At 45.1% G+C, this 19,781-nt stretch carries 13 protein-coding genes, 1 tRNA gene and 2 pseudogenes; 11 read left to right on the top strand and 5 right to left on the bottom strand.

The genetic code is table 11. The annotated features are described in order from the left end of the window. Window positions 1-47 precede the first annotated feature (47 nt). The 3 genes from der to KHN78_RS04305 all read left to right on the top strand — a co-directional run bounded on the left by der (window position 48) and on the right by KHN78_RS04305 (window position 3,099). A complete protein-coding gene (der, locus tag KHN78_RS04315; protein ID WP_128811536.1) occupies window positions 48-1,544 on the top strand; it encodes a ribosome biogenesis GTPase Der in 1,497 nt (498 codons plus the stop codon). Between the two features lie 63 nt (window positions 1,545-1,607). Further along, window positions 1,608-2,537 carry an alanyl-tRNA editing protein gene (locus KHN78_RS04310; protein ID WP_223917761.1) on the top strand — a complete coding sequence of 310 codons (930 nt, stop codon included), beginning with the start codon at window positions 1,608-1,610 and terminating at the stop codon, window positions 2,535-2,537. A 328-nt stretch (window positions 2,538-2,865) separates the two neighbouring features. Next, window positions 2,866-3,099 (top strand): zinc ribbon domain-containing protein, encoded by a 234-nt coding sequence (locus tag KHN78_RS04305; protein WP_211919914.1) that lies wholly within the window; start codon window positions 2,866-2,868, stop codon window positions 3,097-3,099. A gap of 63 nt (window positions 3,100-3,162) precedes the next feature. Here the strand turns inward: KHN78_RS04305 and xseA are convergent, their stop codons facing one another. Then, complete coding sequence (gene xseA / locus KHN78_RS04300; protein WP_211919913.1) at window positions 3,163-4,494, bottom strand: exodeoxyribonuclease VII large subunit; 1,332 nt, start codon at window positions 4,492-4,494, stop codon at window positions 3,163-3,165. A gap of 232 nt (window positions 4,495-4,726) precedes the next feature. On the opposite strand from xseA, the gene guaB reads away from it, so the two are divergent. The 3 genes from guaB to KHN78_RS04285 all read left to right on the top strand — a co-directional run bounded on the left by guaB (window position 4,727) and on the right by KHN78_RS04285 (window position 9,001). Then, entirely contained in the window at window positions 4,727-6,190 is a 1,464-nt protein-coding gene (gene guaB / locus KHN78_RS04295) for an IMP dehydrogenase (protein WP_128811532.1), read from the top strand. Between the two features lie 150 nt (window positions 6,191-6,340). Beyond that, on the top strand, window positions 6,341-7,894 hold the full coding sequence (gene guaA / locus KHN78_RS04290) for a glutamine-hydrolyzing GMP synthase (RefSeq protein WP_211919912.1): 1,554 nt from the start codon (window positions 6,341-6,343) through the stop codon (window positions 7,892-7,894). A 513-nt stretch (window positions 7,895-8,407) separates the two neighbouring features. Then, on the top strand, window positions 8,408-9,001 hold the full coding sequence (locus KHN78_RS04285; RefSeq protein ID WP_211919911.1) for an acetate uptake transporter: 594 nt from the start codon (window positions 8,408-8,410) through the stop codon (window positions 8,999-9,001). A 129-nt stretch (window positions 9,002-9,130) separates the two neighbouring features. Here KHN78_RS04285 and KHN78_RS04280 read toward each other — a convergent pair whose 3' ends face one another. Both KHN78_RS04280 and KHN78_RS04275 read right to left on the bottom strand, forming a co-directional pair. Next, window positions 9,131-10,678 (bottom strand): alanine/glycine:cation symporter family protein, encoded by a 1,548-nt coding sequence (locus tag KHN78_RS04280; RefSeq protein ID WP_128811529.1) that lies wholly within the window; start codon window positions 10,676-10,678, stop codon window positions 9,131-9,133. A gap of 429 nt (window positions 10,679-11,107) precedes the next feature. After that, window positions 11,108-12,363: pseudogene (locus KHN78_RS04275) on the bottom strand (D-amino acid dehydrogenase). Between the two features lie 106 nt (window positions 12,364-12,469). Between KHN78_RS04275 and KHN78_RS04270 the strand changes: the two are divergent. The 4 genes and pseudogenes from KHN78_RS04270 to KHN78_RS04255 all read left to right on the top strand — a co-directional run bounded on the left by KHN78_RS04270 (window position 12,470) and on the right by KHN78_RS04255 (window position 17,195). Next, on the top strand, window positions 12,470-13,366 hold the full coding sequence (locus KHN78_RS04270) for a LysR substrate-binding domain-containing protein (RefSeq protein WP_211919910.1): 897 nt from the start codon (window positions 12,470-12,472) through the stop codon (window positions 13,364-13,366). Between the two features lie 107 nt (window positions 13,367-13,473). Continuing rightward, complete coding sequence (locus KHN78_RS04265) at window positions 13,474-14,742, top strand: O-acetylhomoserine aminocarboxypropyltransferase/cysteine synthase family protein (RefSeq protein WP_211919909.1); 1,269 nt, start codon at window positions 13,474-13,476, stop codon at window positions 14,740-14,742. A 229-nt stretch (window positions 14,743-14,971) separates the two neighbouring features. Then, the gene (locus tag KHN78_RS04260; RefSeq protein WP_211919908.1) at window positions 14,972-16,300 is read left to right on the top strand and encodes an aspartate aminotransferase family protein; all 1,329 of its coding nucleotides are present in this window, start codon (window positions 14,972-14,974) and stop codon (window positions 16,298-16,300) included. Beyond that, window positions 16,294-17,195 (top strand): annotated as a pseudogene (locus KHN78_RS04255) (3-keto-5-aminohexanoate cleavage protein). Before KHN78_RS04260 ends, KHN78_RS04255 begins: the two are co-directional and overlap by 7 nt. A 39-nt stretch (window positions 17,196-17,234) precedes the next feature. On the opposite strand, the gene KHN78_RS04250 reads toward KHN78_RS04255, so the two are convergent. Continuing rightward, window positions 17,235-18,602, bottom strand: a complete 1,368-nt coding sequence (locus KHN78_RS04250; RefSeq protein WP_211919907.1) for a Na+/H+ antiporter NhaC family protein — start codon at window positions 18,600-18,602, stop codon at window positions 17,235-17,237. Between the two features lie 180 nt (window positions 18,603-18,782). Further along, complete coding sequence (locus tag KHN78_RS04245; protein WP_211919980.1) at window positions 18,783-19,358, bottom strand: DedA family protein; 576 nt, start codon at window positions 19,356-19,358, stop codon at window positions 18,783-18,785. A 252-nt stretch (window positions 19,359-19,610) separates the two neighbouring features. Here KHN78_RS04245 and KHN78_RS04240 point away from each other — a divergent pair. After that, window positions 19,611-19,695, top strand: a tRNA-Tyr gene (locus KHN78_RS04240). Window positions 19,696-19,781 lie beyond the last annotated feature (86 nt).

Below are 19,781 nucleotides of genomic sequence, written 5' to 3'. Positions count from 1 at the left end.
AAGTCGTTACCTATAACTACAGAAGATAGATTATTGTAGAGGTTGTTATGGTACCTGTTGTTGCTCTTGTAGGGCGTCCGAACGTAGGTAAGTCGACACTATTTAACCGATTGACTCGCACCCGTGATGCATTGGTTGCGGACTTTCCAGGCCTAACTCGAGACCGTAAATATGGTCAAGCAAGACTTGGCGAAGAACACGAATTCATTGTTGTTGATACCGGCGGTATCGATGGTACAGAAGAAGGCGTGGAAACGAAGATGGCACAGCAATCGTTAGCAGCAATTGATGAAGCTGACGTAGTGCTATTCCTAGTGGATGGTCGTGCAGGTCTGACGTCTGCGGATGAAGCAATTGCAGCTCATCTGCGTAAAATTGAAAAACCAGCAATGCTGGTTGTAAACAAAATTGATGGTATTGATGCTGACGCCGCTTGTGCCGATTTTTGGCAGCTTGGTGTTGACGACATGTACCAAATCGCTGCGGCGCATGGCCGTGGTGTAACGGCATTGCTAGAACGTGCATTAGCGCCATTCTTCGATGATTTACTTGCCAGTGAATCTGAGCAAGGTGAGATTGAAGATCTGACTGAGTTCGAAGACGAAGAGCTAGCGATCGAAGATTACACCGAAGAAGATGCAGAAGCAGAGTTCAAACGTTTACAAGACCAGCCAATCAAATTGGCAATCATTGGTCGCCCTAACGTTGGTAAATCAACACTGACAAACCGAATTCTTGGTGAAGAGCGCGTTGTCGTATACGACATGCCAGGAACCACTCGTGATTCTATCTACATTCCAATGGAACGTGATGGTCGTGAGTATGTGTTGATCGATACAGCAGGCGTACGTCGTCGTGGTCGTATTAACGAAACGGTAGAGAAATTCTCCGTGGTTAAAACGCTTAAAGCTGTGGAAGATGCAAACGTGGTGCTATTGGTGATCGATGCGCGTGAAAACATCTCTGATCAAGATCTGAGCCTACTTGGTTTTGCCTTGAACGCGGGCCGTTCTATCGTATTAGCGGTAAACAAGTGGGATGGTCTAGACAATGACGTGAAAGAAAGAGTGAAGAAAGAGCTCGACCGCCGTTTAGGTTTCGTTGACTTTGCTCGTATTCACTTTATTTCTGCACTGCACGGCACAGGTGTTGGTCACTTATTTGAATCGATTCAAGAAGCTTACAAATCAGCAACGACTCGCGTAGGTACTTCTGTATTGACTCGTATCATGAAGATGGCAACAGATGATCACCAACCACCAATGGTGCGTGGTCGTCGTATCAAACTGAAGTACGCACACGCTGGTGGTTACAACCCGCCAATTATTGTTGTACACGGTAACATGGTTCGTGATCTGCCTGATTCATACAAACGCTACTTGATGAACTATTTCCGTAAGTCTCTGGAAATTATGGGTACACCTATCCGTATTAACTTCCAGAATAGCGATAACCCATACGAGAACCGTACGAACAAGCTGACGATTTCACAAGAACGTCAACGTAAACGTATGATGTCTATGGTTAAAAACCGCAACAAGTAATCGACACTGTTTTCAATACCCAAGTTTAGGCTTGGGTATTTTTTTATGTATAGAAAATTGAATATGACTATCACCGCAACAAAGATTCGTTTCTGTCACCAAACTTGGCAATTGGAAGCACAAATTCAACTCGTTCAATCAACGGAAAGCGTCACTTACGTTATTACGGATATCACCCCATTTCATCCCGTCAGCCATATTTGGCCAGATCATCCGGCAGATAAAGGCTCGGTAGTGTTTAATGGTCAGGCATTTGAAGTGATAGATTGCCAAGTAGGCGCCGTGGAACTTGTCAGTGGAGAACTGTATGTCGGCCATACCATTCCTGTAAAACGCGATACTCAGGGCTGGGTGTTTGTCGTTGTGCATGTTTTATCTTATACCGATGCGATTAATGTTGGTGATATCATCTCGCTCGATGTTGATAAAGAATATCAACTCGCCCTTAGCCGAGGTCATAGCGCTGGGCATTTAGCCTACTTAGCGCTTAATAAGGTATTGGCAGAGAACTATTGGCGCAAAGATGCAGATCGTAAAGACCCACATGGTAACTACGACTTCAACAGCTATGCACAAGAAACCAGCTTTGTTACCCCAGATAAATGTCTTGATACCTATCGTCTAGGTAAAACTCTACGTAAAAGAGGATTAAACAGCGCAGATATGCTGTCTGATCTAAAATTAATAGAGCAAAACGTGAATAACCAGCTCATTGATTGGATCCAGCGAGGCGTAGAGATCAAGATCAACTGTGATGGTGAACATCTGACAGATTCACGGTATTGGCAATGTGATCTAGGTGAAAGCCAAATGGCTGTGATCCCTTGTGGTGGAACGCATGCAAGCCAACTTAGTGACTTCAATTCTATTACCGTCACGTTAATAGAAATTGACTCCCAAACTATCGAAATGCACAGCAATGTAAACAATGGAGACTTGGTTGCTATTCTTTTATTAAACTCTAATTTCAGCCACCATAAAAACAATAATTAGATTTTTATTCTATCTAAAATCGAGATGCAGAATATGTAACTTATGCTTTCGGCGTGTGGGTATATAAATATTCTTTTAAGGGGTGATCGCTGATCAAAGGGTAAATATCAGAAGATCAGATGAAGATCTTTTTCTGCATCAGCGATCAGTGGCTTACTTTGTGTGATCTGGATCAAACTTGTAAAGATTAAAACCATCAATACTGACATCGATCAAACCATACGAAATCGTATAACTCGGTGTTGAGCGTTGTAACAAGCTAAAATGATCAGGTATTTACGGTGATTGGTATCATTTAGTGGTACTGGTATAAATTATGGAGAGAAGCATGCAACAAAACATCTGCCCAAGCTGTGATGTAGAACTAGAGTGGACAGGTCAATACCACTGTAATCAATGCCATTCTGATTTTCAAAAGGTAGGGTTTTGCCCCGATTGTGACGCAGAGTTAGAAAAGCTACAGGCGTGTGGGGCAGCCAATTACTTTTGTAATAGCTGTAATGAACTTAAATCAAAATCTCGAGTTCGATTTGAGTTTCAAAAAGTGGTGACAGGCGAATAGAATGTTAAGTACTAAATAGAATGATAAGTACTAGATTATTAAGTACTAAAAGGTTGGTACAAACTAGTTTACGGTAGAGCGAAGCTCACCATCGGCCAAGCGGGTGACTAAAACGTCGCCCGTTTTTGCATCTGATGCTTGAGTAATGACTTTGCCTTGCTCGGTTTGTGTAATCGAGTAGCCACGTTTTAGCGTTGCTAATGGGCTGACGGTATCGAGTTTTTCCGCTGCGAGCGCAAGTTGGTGACGCATGGTCAGTAATTTACGATCCATCGCATCCATCAATTTCTGTTCGATCCGATCAAGCTTCGATTTTTGCTCAGCAAGTCGTTTGTTAGGGGAGTTGAGTTGCAAACGATGGTGTTTTCGTTCTACGGCTTGCTGATGAGTCGAGATGAATCGTTGCATAGCGCGTTGCAAGCGCATATCTAATTCATCTAATTGTTGCGACTGGCGTTGCAGTTGGTAGCTCGGGTGTTGGCGTTCTAAACGATGCGTCAGTTGAGCGACTTGCTGTTTTTGCTGCGTAAAGTAGTAACGCATCGCACTCGCGAGTTTATGCTGACGAGTGGCCAGAGCTTGATCTTTATGGCTGTTATCACGGCTGACCAATTCAGCTGCGGCAGATGGTGTCGGTGCGCGCATGTCAGCGACAAAATCAGCAATTGTCACATCAACTTCATGACCAACCGCACTGATGATCGGAATTTGGCTTGCGGCAATCGTACGAGCAAGTATTTCATTGTTGAAGCACCACAAGTCTTCTAACGAACCACCGCCACGACCAACAATCAATACGTCACATTCATCACGGCTATTTGCACGACCGATTGCTTGAGCAATTTGAATCGCTGCATCTTCACCTTGCACCATGGTTGGGTAAATCACCACGGGTAGCGATGGATCACGGCGTTTCAATACGTCTAAGATGTCGTACAGCGCTGCACCAGTTTTTGAGGTGATCACACCAACACGTTTGGGATGCACTGGTAAAGGTTGCTTATTAGTTTGAGCAAACAAACCCTCCGCAGCCAGCTTCATCTTAAGGGCTTCAAACTCTTGTTGCAGACGGCCATCACCTTCGGGTTGCATACTTTCGATGATCAGCTGATAGTCACCACGCGGCTCATACAAAGAGAGACGAGCTTTAACGAGAACTTGATTGCCGTTAGCCGGTTTGAAAGTGACGCGACGATTGTTACCACGGAACATGGCACATTTAACTTGAGCGCGGGAGTCTTTAAGCGTGAGATACCAATGGCCAGAGACAGGCGCAGAGAAGTTGGAGATCTCTCCGACGAGCCAAACAATCCCCATTTCGTTTTCGAGTAACAGACGCACTTCAGCATTGAGACGAGAAACCGTGAAGATATTTTGATTGGTCTGGGAGAGCACAGCTAATTCCGTAGACGTGAGTATGGAAGTTAGCGGCAATATAATACATATCAAGGGGGTAAATGCAAGAAAAAAATTAAAAAATTTGTGGTCAAGCGATTACGTTAACCGTATAATCCCTCCGCAATATCTAATCCAAATGTAGCCCACTACCTAAAACGGGTTACCCTCATTATGCGAAACGATGAGACTGGATTGTTCTTTTTACTCCTCTAATTGTGAGATATTGCAAATGCTAAGAATTGCCAAAGAAGCGCTGACATTCGATGACGTACTACTCGTGCCAGCTCACTCCACCGTTCTCCCTAACACAGCTGATCTTCGCACTCAGTTAACGAAAAATATTAGTCTGAACATCCCTATGATTTCTGCGTCGATGGACACAGTGACGGAAGCTCGTCTTGCGATCGCACTTGCGCAGGAAGGTGGCATTGGCTTTATCCACAAAAACATGTCTATTGAGCAGCAAGCTGCTGAAGTTCGTAAAGTTAAGAAGTTTGAAGCTGGTGTGGTTACCGATCCTGTAACCGTTAATCCAGATGCGACAATCGCTGATGTGGTTGCACTAACAGACAAACACGGCTTTGCAGGTTTCCCTGTTGTTACTGAAAACAATGAGCTTGTAGGCATTATCACTGGTCGTGATGTTCGCTTTGTTACTGATCTTTCTAAGAAAGTATCATCAGTAATGACAGCAAAAGAAAACCTTGCAGCAGTTAAAGAAGGTGCAACTCGTGAAGAAGTGCAAGAGAAGATGCACGAAGCACGCGTTGAAAAAGTACTGGTTGTGAATGATGAGTTCCAACTAACCGGTATGATCACTGCGAAAGACTTCCATAAAGCAGAACGTAAACCAAACGCATGTAAAGATGAGCGTGGCCGTCTACGTGTTGGCGCAGCAGTTGGTGCTGGCGCTGGTAACGAAGAACGCGTTGCCGCTCTTGTTGAAGCGGGTGTTGACGTTCTACTTATCGACTCTTCACATGGTCATTCTGAAGGCGTACTTAACCGCATTCGTGAAACTCGCGCGGCTTACCCAGATCTAGACATCATTGGTGGTAACGTTGCGACTGGTTCTGGTGCTCGTGCACTCATCGAAGCGGGCGTTAGCGCGGTTAAAGTTGGTATCGGCCCTGGTTCAATCTGTACAACTCGCATCGTAACGGGTGTTGGTGTTCCTCAAGTAACGGCAATCGCTGATGCAGCAGAAGTTGCAAACGAGTATGGCATCCCAGTGATTGCTGACGGTGGTATCCGTTTCTCTGGTGACATCTGTAAAGCAATCGTAGCTGGCGCATCATGTGTGATGGTTGGTTCTATGTTCGCAGGTACAGAAGAAGCACCGGGTGAAGTGATTCTGTTTAACGGTCGTTCATACAAAGCTTACCGTGGCATGGGCTCTCTAGGTGCTATGTCTCAAGGTTCTTCAGACCGTTACTTCCAATCAGACAATGCGGCAGACAAGCTGGTACCAGAGGGTATTGAAGGTCGTATCGCATACAAAGGTCGTCTAAAAGAAATCGTACACCAACAAATGGGTGGTCTACGTTCAAGCATGGGTCTTACTGGTAGCGCAACGATCGAAGACATGCGTACGAAAGCTGAATTTGTACGTATCTCTGGCGCAGGCATGAAAGAGTCTCATGTTCATGACGTTCAGATCACGAAAGAAGCACCAAACTACCGCCTAGGTTAATGCCTATCGGTGTTCAGATTTAGTAAGAATAAATCTGACGTAAACGTTTGCTTTTTTCCTTGAAGCATTAATAAGAGGCGGGTAAACTCGCCTCCGTTTTAATAACCTATAACTTCGAATTTTTTCGGGGTTTACGATAAGACTGCCAAAATGACTAAAAACATTCATGACCAACGTATTCTGATCTTGGACTTCGGTTCTCAGTACACTCAGCTAGTAGCACGCCGTGTACGTGAAATCGGTGTTTACTGTGAGCTATGGAGCTGGGACGTTGAAGAATCGGACATTCGTGAGTTCAACCCAGACGGCATCATCCTATCCGGTGGTCCAGAAAGCGTAACAGAAGAAAACTCTCCGCGCGCACCGCAATATGTATTCGATTCAGGTGTACCAGTTTTGGGTGTATGTTACGGCATGCAGACGATGGCAGAGCAACTAGGTGGCCGAGTAGCGGGTTCTACTGAACGTGAATTCGGCTACGCACAAGTGAAAGTTTCTGGTGAATCTGCACTATTTAAAGATCTTGAGCTGACTCAAGACGTGTGGATGAGCCACGGCGACAAGGTAGTGGAAATTCCTGCTGACTTCGTAAAAGTCGGTGAGACAGAGACTTGTCCTTACGCTGCTATGGCGAACGAAGAGAAGAAATACTACGGCGTGCAATTCCACCCAGAAGTAACGCACACTAAAGGTGGCTTACAGATGCTAGAGAACTTTGTTCTTGGCGTATGTGGTTGTGAGCGTCTATGGACGTCAGAATCTATTATCGAAGACGCGGTTGCTCGCATTAAAGAGCAAGTAGGTGACGATGAAGTTATCCTAGGTCTATCTGGTGGTGTTGATTCATCTGTGGTTGCAATGCTGGTTCACCGTGCAATTGGCGACAAGCTAACATGTGTGTTTGTTGATAACGGTCTGCTTCGTCTGAACGAAGGTCAGCAAGTGATGGATATGTTTGGCGATAAGTTCGGCCTAAACATCATTAAAGTTGATGCTGAAGATCGTTTCCTAAAAGCACTTGAAGGCAAGTCTGATCCAGAAGAAAAACGTAAGACTATTGGTCACGTATTCGTAGACGTATTTGATGAAGAGTCTAAGAAACTTAAGAATGCGAAATGGCTAGCACAGGGTACGATTTACCCAGACGTAATCGAATCTGCAGCGTCTAAAACGGGTAAAGCGCACGTGATTAAATCACACCACAACGTGGGCGGTCTACCTGAAGAAATGGCAATGGGCCTTGTTGAGCCACTACGTGAGCTATTTAAAGATGAAGTACGTAAGATCGGCCTAGAGCTTGGTCTTCCATACAACATGCTTTACCGCCACCCATTCCCAGGTCCTGGTCTAGGTGTTCGCGTTCTTGGTGAAATCAAGAAAGAGTACTGTGACTTGCTACGCCGTGCTGACGCTATCTTCATTGAAGAGCTACATGCAGCAGACCTATACAACAAAGTATCGCAAGCGTTCACGGTATTCCTACCTGTACGTTCAGTAGGTGTTATGGGTGATGGTCGTAAGTACGATTGGGTTGTATCACTACGTGCGGTAGAAACCATCGACTTTATGACTGCGCATTGGGCACACCTACCATACGACTTCCTAGGTAAGGTTTCTAACCGTATCATCAACGAAGTAGATGGCATTTCTCGCGTGGTTTACGATATCTCTGGTAAGCCACCAGCGACTATCGAGTGGGAATAATTCCTTACTAGATAACTGAAATCATGAACCAGCCTTCGGGCTGGTTTTTTTGTATCTAATGTGTGTTGCTCATGCCAAGTCAATCATTATTTGAGCTGAGGATTCATGGCTTGGGCGCTCATTGCTTAGGTTTTCATGATTTGGGCTCTCATGATTTGGGCACATTCGCAGGTTAAAGGGGATAAATACCGCGTGATAAGTGTCGTCGTTAGTCCCACGAGTTAACCGCTATTCATGTCTTGCTTTCTGCAATTTTCACAATAATTCGGCACAATAAGTCGAAAAGTGGAGGTTGGCATAATGTGTAGTGAATTGGGATATTTGGGATGTGGTTGGCTAAAATTTGGTCTAAAAAACCATAAAGGATTTCTTTTTTAGGTGGGTCTTTTTTTATTCACTTAATTGCCTATTTGCGTAATCTAAGTTTCCAATAACGTCTTTTCTCTTTTGTTTGGTCGTCAATTAAAATTCGCGCGCAATTTTTATCAACATTTTTGAAATAGGTACGCTTACATGTCGACTAAACTGGCTAACCCAGCACCTTTAGGTCTAATGGGTTTCGGTATGACCACGATTCTGCTTAACATTCACAATGCAGGATTTTTCCCAATTGACTCTATGATCCTAGCGATGGGTATCTTCTACGGTGGTCTTAGCCAAGTTCTTGTTGGCATGATGTGCTTCAAGCGTGGTGATACTTTCGGTACAACGGCATTTACCTCTTACGGTCTATTCTGGCTAACACTTGTTGGCCTAATCGTTATGCCTTACATGGGTCTACCAGCAAGCCCAGCAAGCTTCATGGGTTGGTACTTGCTACTATGGGGTATCTTCACTGGCTTCATGTTCATCGGTTCTCTATGCTACCCAGTAGCGAAGCAAGTGGTATTTGGTTCTCTAACGATCTTATTCTTCCTACTAGCAGCGCGTGATTTCACTGGTAGCGAACTGATCGGTACGATTGCTGGTTTTGAAGGTATCTTCTGTGGCGCAAGTGCAATTTACTTTGCAATGGCTCAAGTACTAAATAACGAGTACGGCCGTGTGATTCTTCCAATCGGCGAAAAGCAAAAGCCTCAAGTCGCTACACAAGAAATCGCCGCTTAATCACTCATTGATTAAATGCAAAAAGAAAGGGTTAGCCAATGGCTAACCCTTTTTTAATACCCGTTATTTGGGTCACTGCTTTTTCTTATAGACCTGCCAACCCGTAAGGAGAGGGGGCCAAATCAAACGTTAGGTAGAGGGCTGTTCAACCGTTTCTGTTGAATCACTATCTGCCGTTGGGACTTTACCCGTTTTACGCTTGTATTTTTCTTCCCAGTAATGTGCACCTTTAATACCAAGTGCAACTGGGTTGAACGTGTATTCTGTTACGCCTCGCTTTTGCTGATCTTCGTAATCAGCCAGTGCTTTTAATGCTGGTTTCGACATGAAGAAGATGATCAAAATGCCGACAATGTTTAACCAAGCCATTAAGCCAACACCCACATCACCCATTGCCCACGCAAGGTTTGCCGTTTTCACTGTGCCGTAGAATACCGCCGTAATCAGAACGACCTTAAGAATGAACATCAAGCCGTTGACTTTGAAAGTGCGACGGATGTACGCGATGTTCGTTTCTGCGATGTAGTAGTACGCCAGAATCGTGGTGAACGCGAAGAAGAACAGCGCAACCGCAATGAATGGTTTACCAACCCCAGGTAGGGCACTTTCAATTGCCATTTGAGTAAATACCGGGCCGTTTGCACCGATGCCTGCAGGGAGGTTCTGCACTAAGAATGCACCTTCGACAGCATCGTGTACGTTGTAAGCACCGGTAATAAGAATCATAAATGCCGTCGCTGAACACACGAGCAAAGTATCAATATAGATTGAGAACGATTGAACCAGACCTTGTTGAGCAGGGTGATCGACACTTGCTGCTGCTGCTGCATGAGGTCCAGTACCTTGACCGGCTTCGTTAGAGTAAACGCCACGTTTCACGCCCCAACCAATCGCAGCACCAATACCTGCCATTGGCGTAAAGGCATCACCCAAGATCATGGCAAAGATTCGTGGTACTTCACTGATATTCAGCAAGATAATAACGAACGCAGAGATGATGTAAGCAAGCGCCATGAAAGGCACCACAATCTGCGTAAAGTTGGCAATACGTTTTACGCCACCAAAAATGATGAAAGCAAGAATGACACAGACAACCGTACCGGTGAGAATTTTAGCGAAACTGAAAGTACCGATAGCGGTTTCAATCATGTCACCAGAGCCAAATGCGGCCTCTACGGCATTACCAATGCTGTTTGATTGAACGCCAGGAAGCAGAACACCACAAGCAAAAATGGTGGCAATAGCGAAGATCCATGCGTACCACTTTTGGCCCATAGCCTTCTCTATATAGTAAGCAGGACCGCCGCGGAATTCACCCTCGTCTTCTTCCTTATAAATCTGTGCTAGCGTTGATTCTGCGTATGCAGTCGCGGCACCAAAGAAAGCAACCACCCACATCCAGAAGACCGCACCAGGACCACCAAAACCGATAGCCGCGGCGACACCTGCAATATTACCTGTACCAACACGGCCAGATAACGAAACAGCAAGTGCTTGAAAAGACGAAATCCCTTTGGCAGAACTTTTTCCAGAGAGTAGCAAGCGCCACATTTCAAAGAAGTGTCTAATCTGCACAAAGCGCGTCATGATGGAATAGAACAAACCCGCACCTAGGCACAAATAAATAAGTACCGGACTCCAGATAATTCCATTCAGAAAATCAACTAATGACTGCATGAGTATTTTCCCTGTTTATTATGGTTGTGGTTGTTTTTCGTACAACACATTACCCTTTTTTGTAATGCAATTGTTAATCTTTTTCTCTGTTGCTCGTTTGTAACGTGATGGTGGACACGAAATGGTTAAAAATTGTTAATAATAGATGGTTGTTTTGTTGGGTGGATGAACATTGCTTTAAATGGCATTAAATTGATTGAATATGCAGTGTTTTGTAATGCTGAATATCAATGCATTTTTTAGTGTTATCTTCGGTTTGATATAAGTCTGATGGATTAATAAGCTATCTGTTGCTCTGTTGCTCTGTTGCTCTGTTGCTCTGTTGCTCTGGGGCTGATATTGATATTGATATTGATATTGATATTGATATTGATGCAGCGGCACGGGTGAGCAGAACCTGACTCGTAAAGGTCCATGAAATGCCAATCATCAGGCATAACGACTTAGGCCCAACTCTGATTCATCGCTTATGCGACATTCCAAGCCTTGCATGATTGTGGCTAGAATGTGTGCTGAGCCGCATGCCATGGTCCAACCTAAGGTGCCGTGGCCCGTATTTGTAAACAGATTCTCATATGGGGTTGCTCCAATAATCGGGGTTCCATCGGGTGTCATTGGCCGAAAGCCTGTCCAAAACTCCGCTTGGTTAAAGTCACCACTTTTAGGGAAAAGATCACGGATGACCATCTCGATGGTGTTTTTACGCTTTTGTGGTAGGGACGAGTCAAAGCCAGCCAGTTCTGCCGTTCCAGCAACACGGATTCGGTCATCAAAGCGAGTCATGGCGACTTTATAGGTTTCATCCATCACTGTTGAACGTGGGGCAAATTGCTCACATTCAATCGGAACCGTCAGTGAATACCCTTGACAGGATAGACTGGAATGTGGATTTTAAGTGACTTAAGTAGTGCGGTTGAATAACTGCCAGAAGCAAGTACAAACTGGTCTGCTTTAAATAGCCCGCGATCGGTTTGGACACCTATGATCTTTTTGCCTACAGTGATCCAATTACTTACTTCGGTGTTGAACTCAAACCTGACACCTTGGGCTTTCGCAAGCTCTGTTAACTGTTGGCAGAACTGAAAACAATCCCCGGTTTCGTCGTCTGGTAGGTATAAGCCACCGACCAGTTTTTCTTGTACTAACGCCAGTCCAGGCTCTTGCTCAATGCACTCTTTTACGTCCATCAACTGAAATCGGGTACCGCTCTGTTCAAGTAATTTGAGATCTTTTTCGATGGCATCGAGTTGTTGCTGAGTACGAAACACTTGCAGTGTGCCCAATTGTCGCCCTTGATAATTGATCGCGTGTTCATTCCTGAGTTGTTCTAAACAAGCTCGGCTATGATTCGCGATCGACAGCATACGTGCTTTGTTTTTCTGATACCGAGGCAGCGTACAATTAGCGAGCATTTGCGTGGCCCAACGAATCAGGTCTGGATTGAGTGAGGGTTGGATTTTGAGTGGGGCGTGTTCTTCGGTTAACCATTTTATGGCTTTACTAGGGATGCCTGGTGCGGCCCAAGGGGAAGAGTAACCGTAAGATATTTGTCCAGCGTTGGCAAAGCTGGTTTCCATCGCGCTGCTTGGCTGGCGGTCAATCACCGTAACCTGATAGCCAGCTTGTGACAAATACCAAGCTGAGGTTAAACCAATAACACCGCTGCCTATTACGATAACGTCCATTGATGCGTCCCACACATTTACGATGTTGCGCAGTTTGTCTTCTTTACCTTTTGTTAACAATCGATATAAATTACATTCAGCGTTTAGAAAAACTATAGGCTCAAGGATGAAAAGTAGCATCGTTAGTGGATTATGGTTGTTTACTCAAGTGGCGGAGTTTCCGAGTTTTACTCGAGCCGCAAAGGCTCTGCATCTGACGACGGGAGCGATCAGTCAGCAAATTATTCAATTAGAAGAACAGCTCGGTTTTACTTTGTTTGAACGCCACTCGCGCGGGATTACACTTACGGTTACTGGGCATCAACTATTGAAGTCAACTTCCTTTCATTTTTCAGAACTCAGTAAAACGCTTGATGATCTGCAAACAGAAAAACCGAGTAACGAAATTCGCCTTAAGTTAACGCCATCTTTTGCATTTAAGTGGTTGGTTCCTCGATTAGAAAGTTTTCATATTGAAAACCCTGACTTGCAAGTTCAAATCTACGCTGAGGGGGCGATCGTTAATAGTGAACTCAGAGATTATGATGTTGCGATTGATTATGGGCTTCACCCTTATCGAGATGCGAGTGCAGAGCTCATTCTTGAAGAGCGGCTTTTGCCTGTAATGAGCCCAAAATACTTAGAAGAACATGAGTGGCTAAAAGCTCTGAACGCCTCTAAATCTGAATGGTGTCAGGCAACATTATTGCACGATGCAATGCCGTGGGAGAGTGCTGCACGCGATCATGAATGGTTATTTTGGGCATCAAGTATGGGCTTATCGTTCAAAACGGATGTGGGGCACTTCTTTAATCGTACTGATATGGCTATCTCTGCGGCAGAAGCAGGGGTTGGTATCGCCATGGCACGAATGGCGCTGGTGGCGGATGAACTAAAATCGGGTCGCTTAGTGTCGCCCTTTGAGCCTATTGCGGCAAATGCGGGCTACTATTTGATCACCAATACGAAAAGTGTGCCAACCAACAAATTTCGGCGTTGGTTGAAACGACAAATCGCAGCTTAAGGCTAAACCGCTAGAAACAAGATTGTGACGGTTAGCAAGTATCTTTGCTGAAAAAATAGGCAGTATATTGAGTGATCGCCATTCACATAAATATTCAAGGAAGATACATGAAAGACGAAACACTCTCGATCCATTTTGGATACGAAACTGATCCCACGACAAAATCCGTTGCGACGCCAATTTATCAAACCGTGGCTTATGAGTTTGACAACGCTCAACATGGGGCCGATTTATTTAACCTTGAAGTACCGGGCAATATTTACACCCGCATCATGAACCCAACCAATGATGTACTAGAAAAGCGCATGGCCGCTTTAGAAGGGGGGATTGCAGGATTGGTAGTAAGCGCTGGTAGTGCTGCGATTAACTATGCCATCTTAACCTTAGCGCAAGCGGGCGATAATATTGTCTCGACCCCTCAGTTATATGGGGGGACCTATACCTTGTTTGCCCATATGTTGCCGAATCAAGGTATAGAAGTACGCTTTGCAAAAGATGATAAGCCAGAAAGTTTGGCTGAGCTTATCGATGACAACACCAAAGCCGTTTACTGTGAAAGTATTGGTAACCCGGCGGGCAACATCATCGATCTAGAACGTGTTGCAGAACTTGCTCATGAAAAAGGCGTGCCTGTCATTGTCGATAATACCGTCGCTACTCCAGTATTGTGTAAACCCATCGAATTTGGCGCAGACATTGTGGTTCACTCCTTAACGAAATACGTTGGTGGGCATGGCACAACATTGGGCGGCATTATCATTGATTCAGGTAAATTCCCATGGGCAGAGCATAAAGCGCGTTTTCCTGTCTTTAATCAACCTGAGCCGTCTTATCATGGCGTGGTTTATACCGAAGCATTTGGTGAAGCGGCGTTTATTGGGCGTGCTCGAACCGTTCCGTTAAGAAATACCGGGGCGGCGCTATCACCGATGAACGCCTTTATGCTCATGCAGGGGCTAGAAACCTTATCACTGCGTATGGAGCGTCATACAGAGAATGCGCTTAAAGTCGCTGAATACTTAAGCCAGCATGAGCAGGTAAGTTGGGTGAGTTATGCCGGTTTACCAAGCTCACCACATTATCCTTTGGCAGAAAAATACATGCAGGGCAAACCATCGGCCATTTTATCATTTGGCTTAAAGGGAGGTTATGAGGCGGGGGTTCGTTTCTACGATGCACTAAAAATATTCAAACGTTTGGTCAATATTGGCGATGCCAAATCGCTCGCGTGTCACCCTGCATCCACCACTCATCGTCAGCTTAGTGAGGAAGAACAAAAACAAGCGGGTGTTGCACCAGAGATGATCCGTTTGTCTGTTGGCATTGAGCACATTGAAGATATTTTGGCAGATCTGGAGCAAGCGCTACAAGCGTAATTGTCGGTACTTATATTGGCTAGATGGTCAATTCATAAAGCTTTTAGTCACCCATAGGCCAGCCTTAATAAAAGCTGGCCTTGTTTTTATTAAAGTATTGATTGTTAATCTTTTTATAGTTTTTGGGTTGCCATGATCCAAATGCTTCTCAATATTTCGTTTTGCGATATTCCCAAAAAGCCCCTCATCCTGACTATGCTTACAAAACAACCGCATTGGAGGCGCTCACATGTCCTATATGTTCCACCGTCACTGTCACGCTAAGTTACCCAAAATTGAACGGGGAGAGGGGGTCTACTTATTTGATCATCAAGGTAAAGCGTACTTAGATGCCTGCGGCGGGGCTGCCGTGTCCAACTTGGGCCATAGTCATCAAGCAGTCAAACAAGCCATGTTGGCGCAAATAGAACGAGTGCCGTTTGCCCATACGGGCTTTTTCACCAACCAAAATAGTGAACGCCTCGCGGAGTTGATTTGCCAAAGAATGCCGTCACAGTTTAACCACGTTTACTTGGTCAGTGGCGGATCTGAAGCGGTGGAATCCGCGTTAAAAATGGCGCGGCAATATTTTGTTGAGAGGTCGCAACCGCAGAAACGGTATTTTATTGCTCGCCAACAAAGCTATCACGGCAATACGTTAGGGGCGTTAGCCGTTGGCGGAAATGAATGGCGGCGCGAACCGTTTAAACCCATTTTGTCCTCCAGCCATCATATCCCCCCTTGTTATGCTTATCGCCATCAACGTCAAAATGAATCAGAAGAAGAATATTCTTTGCGTGCCGCGAATGAACTGGAAAGCAAAATCATGGAATTGGGCGCAGAGAATGTCATGGCTTTTGTCGCTGAACCCATTGTTGGAGCAACGGCAGGGGCGGTTCCTGCCACGCGAGGCTACTTTAAGCGGATCCGAGAAATATGCGATCGCTATGATGTGTTACTTATCATGGATGAAGTCATGTGCGGCGTTGGTAGAAGTGGAACTTTTTTTGCTTTTGAGCAAGAAGAAGCGGAGCCTGATCTGGTTTGTATGGCGAAAGGGTTAGGCGCTGGTTATCAGCCGATCGGTGCGGTCGTTGCGAATGACAAGGTTTATCAAACCATAGCAATGGGCAGTGGTTTTTTCCAACATGGGCATACCTTTATGGCGCATCCCGTTGCCAGTGCCGCCGCTGTTGCCACGCTTGAGGCAATTGATGATCAAAACCTATTGGCAGCGGTGAGCCATCAAGGTGAGAGACTTCGTCAATCGCTAGAGGCTTGTTTGGCGGATTGCCCTTATGTGGGGGACATTCGTGGTAAAGGCTTATTCTTAGGCATTGAACTGGTGGCCGATAAACAAAGTAAAACGCCTCTCGCGGTCTCAAGCAATGCGGCAAAACACGTAAAGCAACAAGCCATGGCCAATGGGCTCATGTGTTATCCAATGGCGGGAACAATCGATGGTATTAATGGCCACCATATTTTACTTGCGCCGCCATTTATCATTGAGAATCATCATATTGAAGAGCTGGTGGAGAAACTTGCTCTCACCCTCAATGAGGTCTCTCAAACATGGTAATGGATAGCTCGTTAGAACGTTCAAGAGTGGCGATAATCGTTGCACCAAATGGCGCACGTAAAACCAAGCAAGATCACCTCAATTTACCGATGAGTATGGATGAAATGGTTGCCGAAGCGAAAGCATGCCAAAGGGCAGGGGCTGCCATGATCCATTTGCATACCAGAGATACGGCAGGCAATCACTCGCTCGAAATCAAAGACAACCTAGAGATGTATCATGCCGTAAAAGATGCACTTGGTGATGCCATGCTGGTTCAGTTAACCACGGAAGCGGTCGGCATGTATTCTCCTCAGCAACAAATCGCATTGATTGACGCCGTTAAACCGGAGGCGGCGTCTTTTGCATTGCGAGAGCTTTTCCTGATGAACAAAGCCAAAATCAAAGCTCGGCGTTTTTTCATCGAATTGCTGAGCAAGAGATATTAAGCCAAATCATTCTGTACGATCAAAACGATATAGACCGGTATTTTTTGCTGCGAGAGAAAGGCTTATTGCCTGATCACCATCAACACGCATTAGTCGTACTTGGTCGTTACCAAAAAGAGCAACAATCTTCACCTTGGGATTTACGTGCTCTGAATCTCGCGCGTTTTTTTGACTCAGACTTTGTAACGCCAGAAGTGCGCTGTGCAGTGTGTGCCTTTGGAGCACGAGAGCAAGATTGCTTAACCAGTGCCATGTTGCTAGGGCTCGATATTAGAGTCGGCTTTGAGAACAATCACTTCAGTGCAAGTGGCGTTGCGGCCAACAGTAATGCCGAGCAAGTGGAGAAACTCAAGGTCATCAGTCAGCATTTGCACATACCTTTGCATGATGCGGTGAGTTTACGAGAAGCGATCAAAGATACAGAAACAGAAAGAGGGAAAAAGAAAGAAAAAGAGCAAGAAAAATAAAAAGATAAAGGCCCCATCAGGAGCCTTTAATCGAAATTATTAACGTTCAGTTTGCGCAGCTGGTTGGCGAGCAGGATGCTTAATAAACACCGCCACGATCGCGGCAATAGCAAGTGCAAAACAGTAGTATGAGTTCGCCACTACTTCTAATGGTGACAATTTGAACACTGAGCCAAGCAGCAACACCTGCGCTCCGTAAGGCAGTACGCCTTGTACAACACAAGAGAAGATATCCAATAAACTGGCAGAGCGGCGAGGTGTCACGTTGTTCTCTTCTGCCAGTTCACGTGCGACGCTGCCAGAAACAATGATCGCGACGGTGTTATTAGCAGTACAGGTGTTGACCATAGAAACCAAGCCCGCAATACCGAGTTCACTTGCGCGACCGTTGGATTCTTGAGAATGGCTAGAACCAAATGAACGGATAATGCGAGTCACAAAGCCTGTCAGGAACGCTAAGCCACCTTGGCGGCGCATGAGTTCACTGATGCCACCAATCAGCATCGACAACAAGAAGATCTCCTGCATACTGCCAAAGCCAGAATAAATGTCTTGAGCGTAATTGGTTAGGCCGTAATTCTCTATAGAAGATAAGCTCACGCCGCCCGCGAGTACAATACCAATACTCAGAACCACAAAGACGTTCATGCCAGACACCGCAAGGATCAGGATAGTGACGTACGGCAGCACTTTTAGCCATTCAATCGGGCCAGTTTCTGGTACTTGAGTCGCGGTACTGTTGAACGCAAAGATCAGCAATGCAACCAATGCCGCAGGCAACGCAATACGAATGTTCTCTTTAAATTTATCTTTCATTTCACAACCTTGAGAACGCGTTGCTGCGATAGTTGTGTCTGAAATGATGGATAGGTTGTCGCCAAACATTGCGCCGCTGAGTACCACACCCGCCGTCAATGGAAGGCTCATGCCTGCCGATTCAGCAATGCCGAGCGCGACTGGAGCCACGGCTGCAATTGTCCCCATTGAGGTGCCCATTGCCGTTGCAATGAAAGCTGAGATCAAGAAGATACCCGGTAAAATCATGCTGGTAGGAATGGCTGATAGGCCTAGGTTCACGGTAGCATCAACACCACCGGAGGCTTTTGCAACCGCGGCAAATGCCCCCGCTAATAGGTAGATCATACACATCGCAATGATGTCTGGATGACCAACACCACGCATAAAGTGTTCGATAGAGCGGTTTAACTTATCTTTACTCAGCACCAACGCTAAGATCACCGCTGGTAACGCCGCGATTGGAGCTGGCAATTGGTAAAACGCGAAATCGACACCTTGTAAAGATAGGTAAGTGCCCACACCAATAAACAGTGCGAGAAAGATGGCCAAAGGCAAAAGTGCAATCGCTGATGGTGCAATTGCTTTATTAGAATTTTTTGAACCAGACATGTGAACGACAACATAAACAAAAATAAAGGTGAGCAGACTAATCGGACACCAGTTTGTTGTCAACGTCTAGACGTCTAAATGGCTGCTAAATTTTGAGTAGGGAAATAACAAAAAAAAGCTCAAAGTATCTATTCACTTGATACTCTGAGCTTTTATGAGTCTTCACCTTAAAGCAATGTTCTAAGATTTTTTTCGTTTAAGTAAGGCGATGATCATCATCGAGAAGAGAATAGCAGCGATGATCCAAACTGCGTATTGGTGCTCAGAATAAAGATGTGTGATTAAGCCTAAATGTTCAAAAGCGATGTTGGTGAGGAAGCTGAACAAGGCAACCCAAATCGTGGTTGCGAGCGCATTACCCAATAAGAACTCTTTACGTGGCATTTTAGCTATCCCACAAGCGAGTGGCATAAATTGTTTCATACCTTCAATGAAGCGACTGACAACTAAACAGGCTGGGCCATATTTTTGAATGGTACTTTGTAATTTCTGCATTTTTGGCCCGGAAATGTAGCCTTTCTTATCTAGCCATCCCTCAAAATAGTAACCCACTAAGTAGCCACAAGTATTCCCTAGAAAGCAACTTAACCAAGACACTACCATGACAGCGGTCAGGTTCATCACATGCTCGGATGAAATGATGGAAGCAGCAATCATTAAAGATTGGCCAGGCATGGGAATGCCGAGCCCCTCAAGAAAGATACTGACGATCAGCGCGAGGTAACCATATTGTTCAAGAAGCGGCTTCATGGCCATCAGCAAATCGTTAATGTGTTCCAAGGGTTTTCCTCTCACATAAGTGGAACGAAGTCGTTGTGATACGCCTGTTCGTTCATTTGGTCAATCTAAGCGCTATTGTCACCATAAAAACTGACACAGTCTTGATAATAGTGGCGTGCTTTTAATCGCTCATCAACAATGTAATTGAACATGTTTTAATCACTTAAATCGTAAGTGTAATTTAATGGTGTACATTCTTTTCGTCTTTCTCTATTATACTCGCCATATGGAGGGGTTCCCGAGTGGCCAAAGGGAGCAGACTGTAAATCTGCCGGCACTGCCTTCGATGGTTCGAATCCGTCCCCCTCCACCATATTCTAAAAGCCAGCTTATCGCTGGCTTTTTTCATTTCTAATGATTTAAAAACCCACAAAAAAATAAATACACTTTATTTTCAGG

Source organism: Vibrio sp. B1REV9 (assembly GCF_905175395.2).
Classification (GTDB): domain Bacteria; phylum Pseudomonadota; class Gammaproteobacteria; order Enterobacterales; family Vibrionaceae; genus Vibrio; species Vibrio alfacsensis.
The sequence above is the reverse complement of the archived record's forward strand: the minus strand, read 5'-3'. Positions and strand labels throughout refer to the sequence as shown.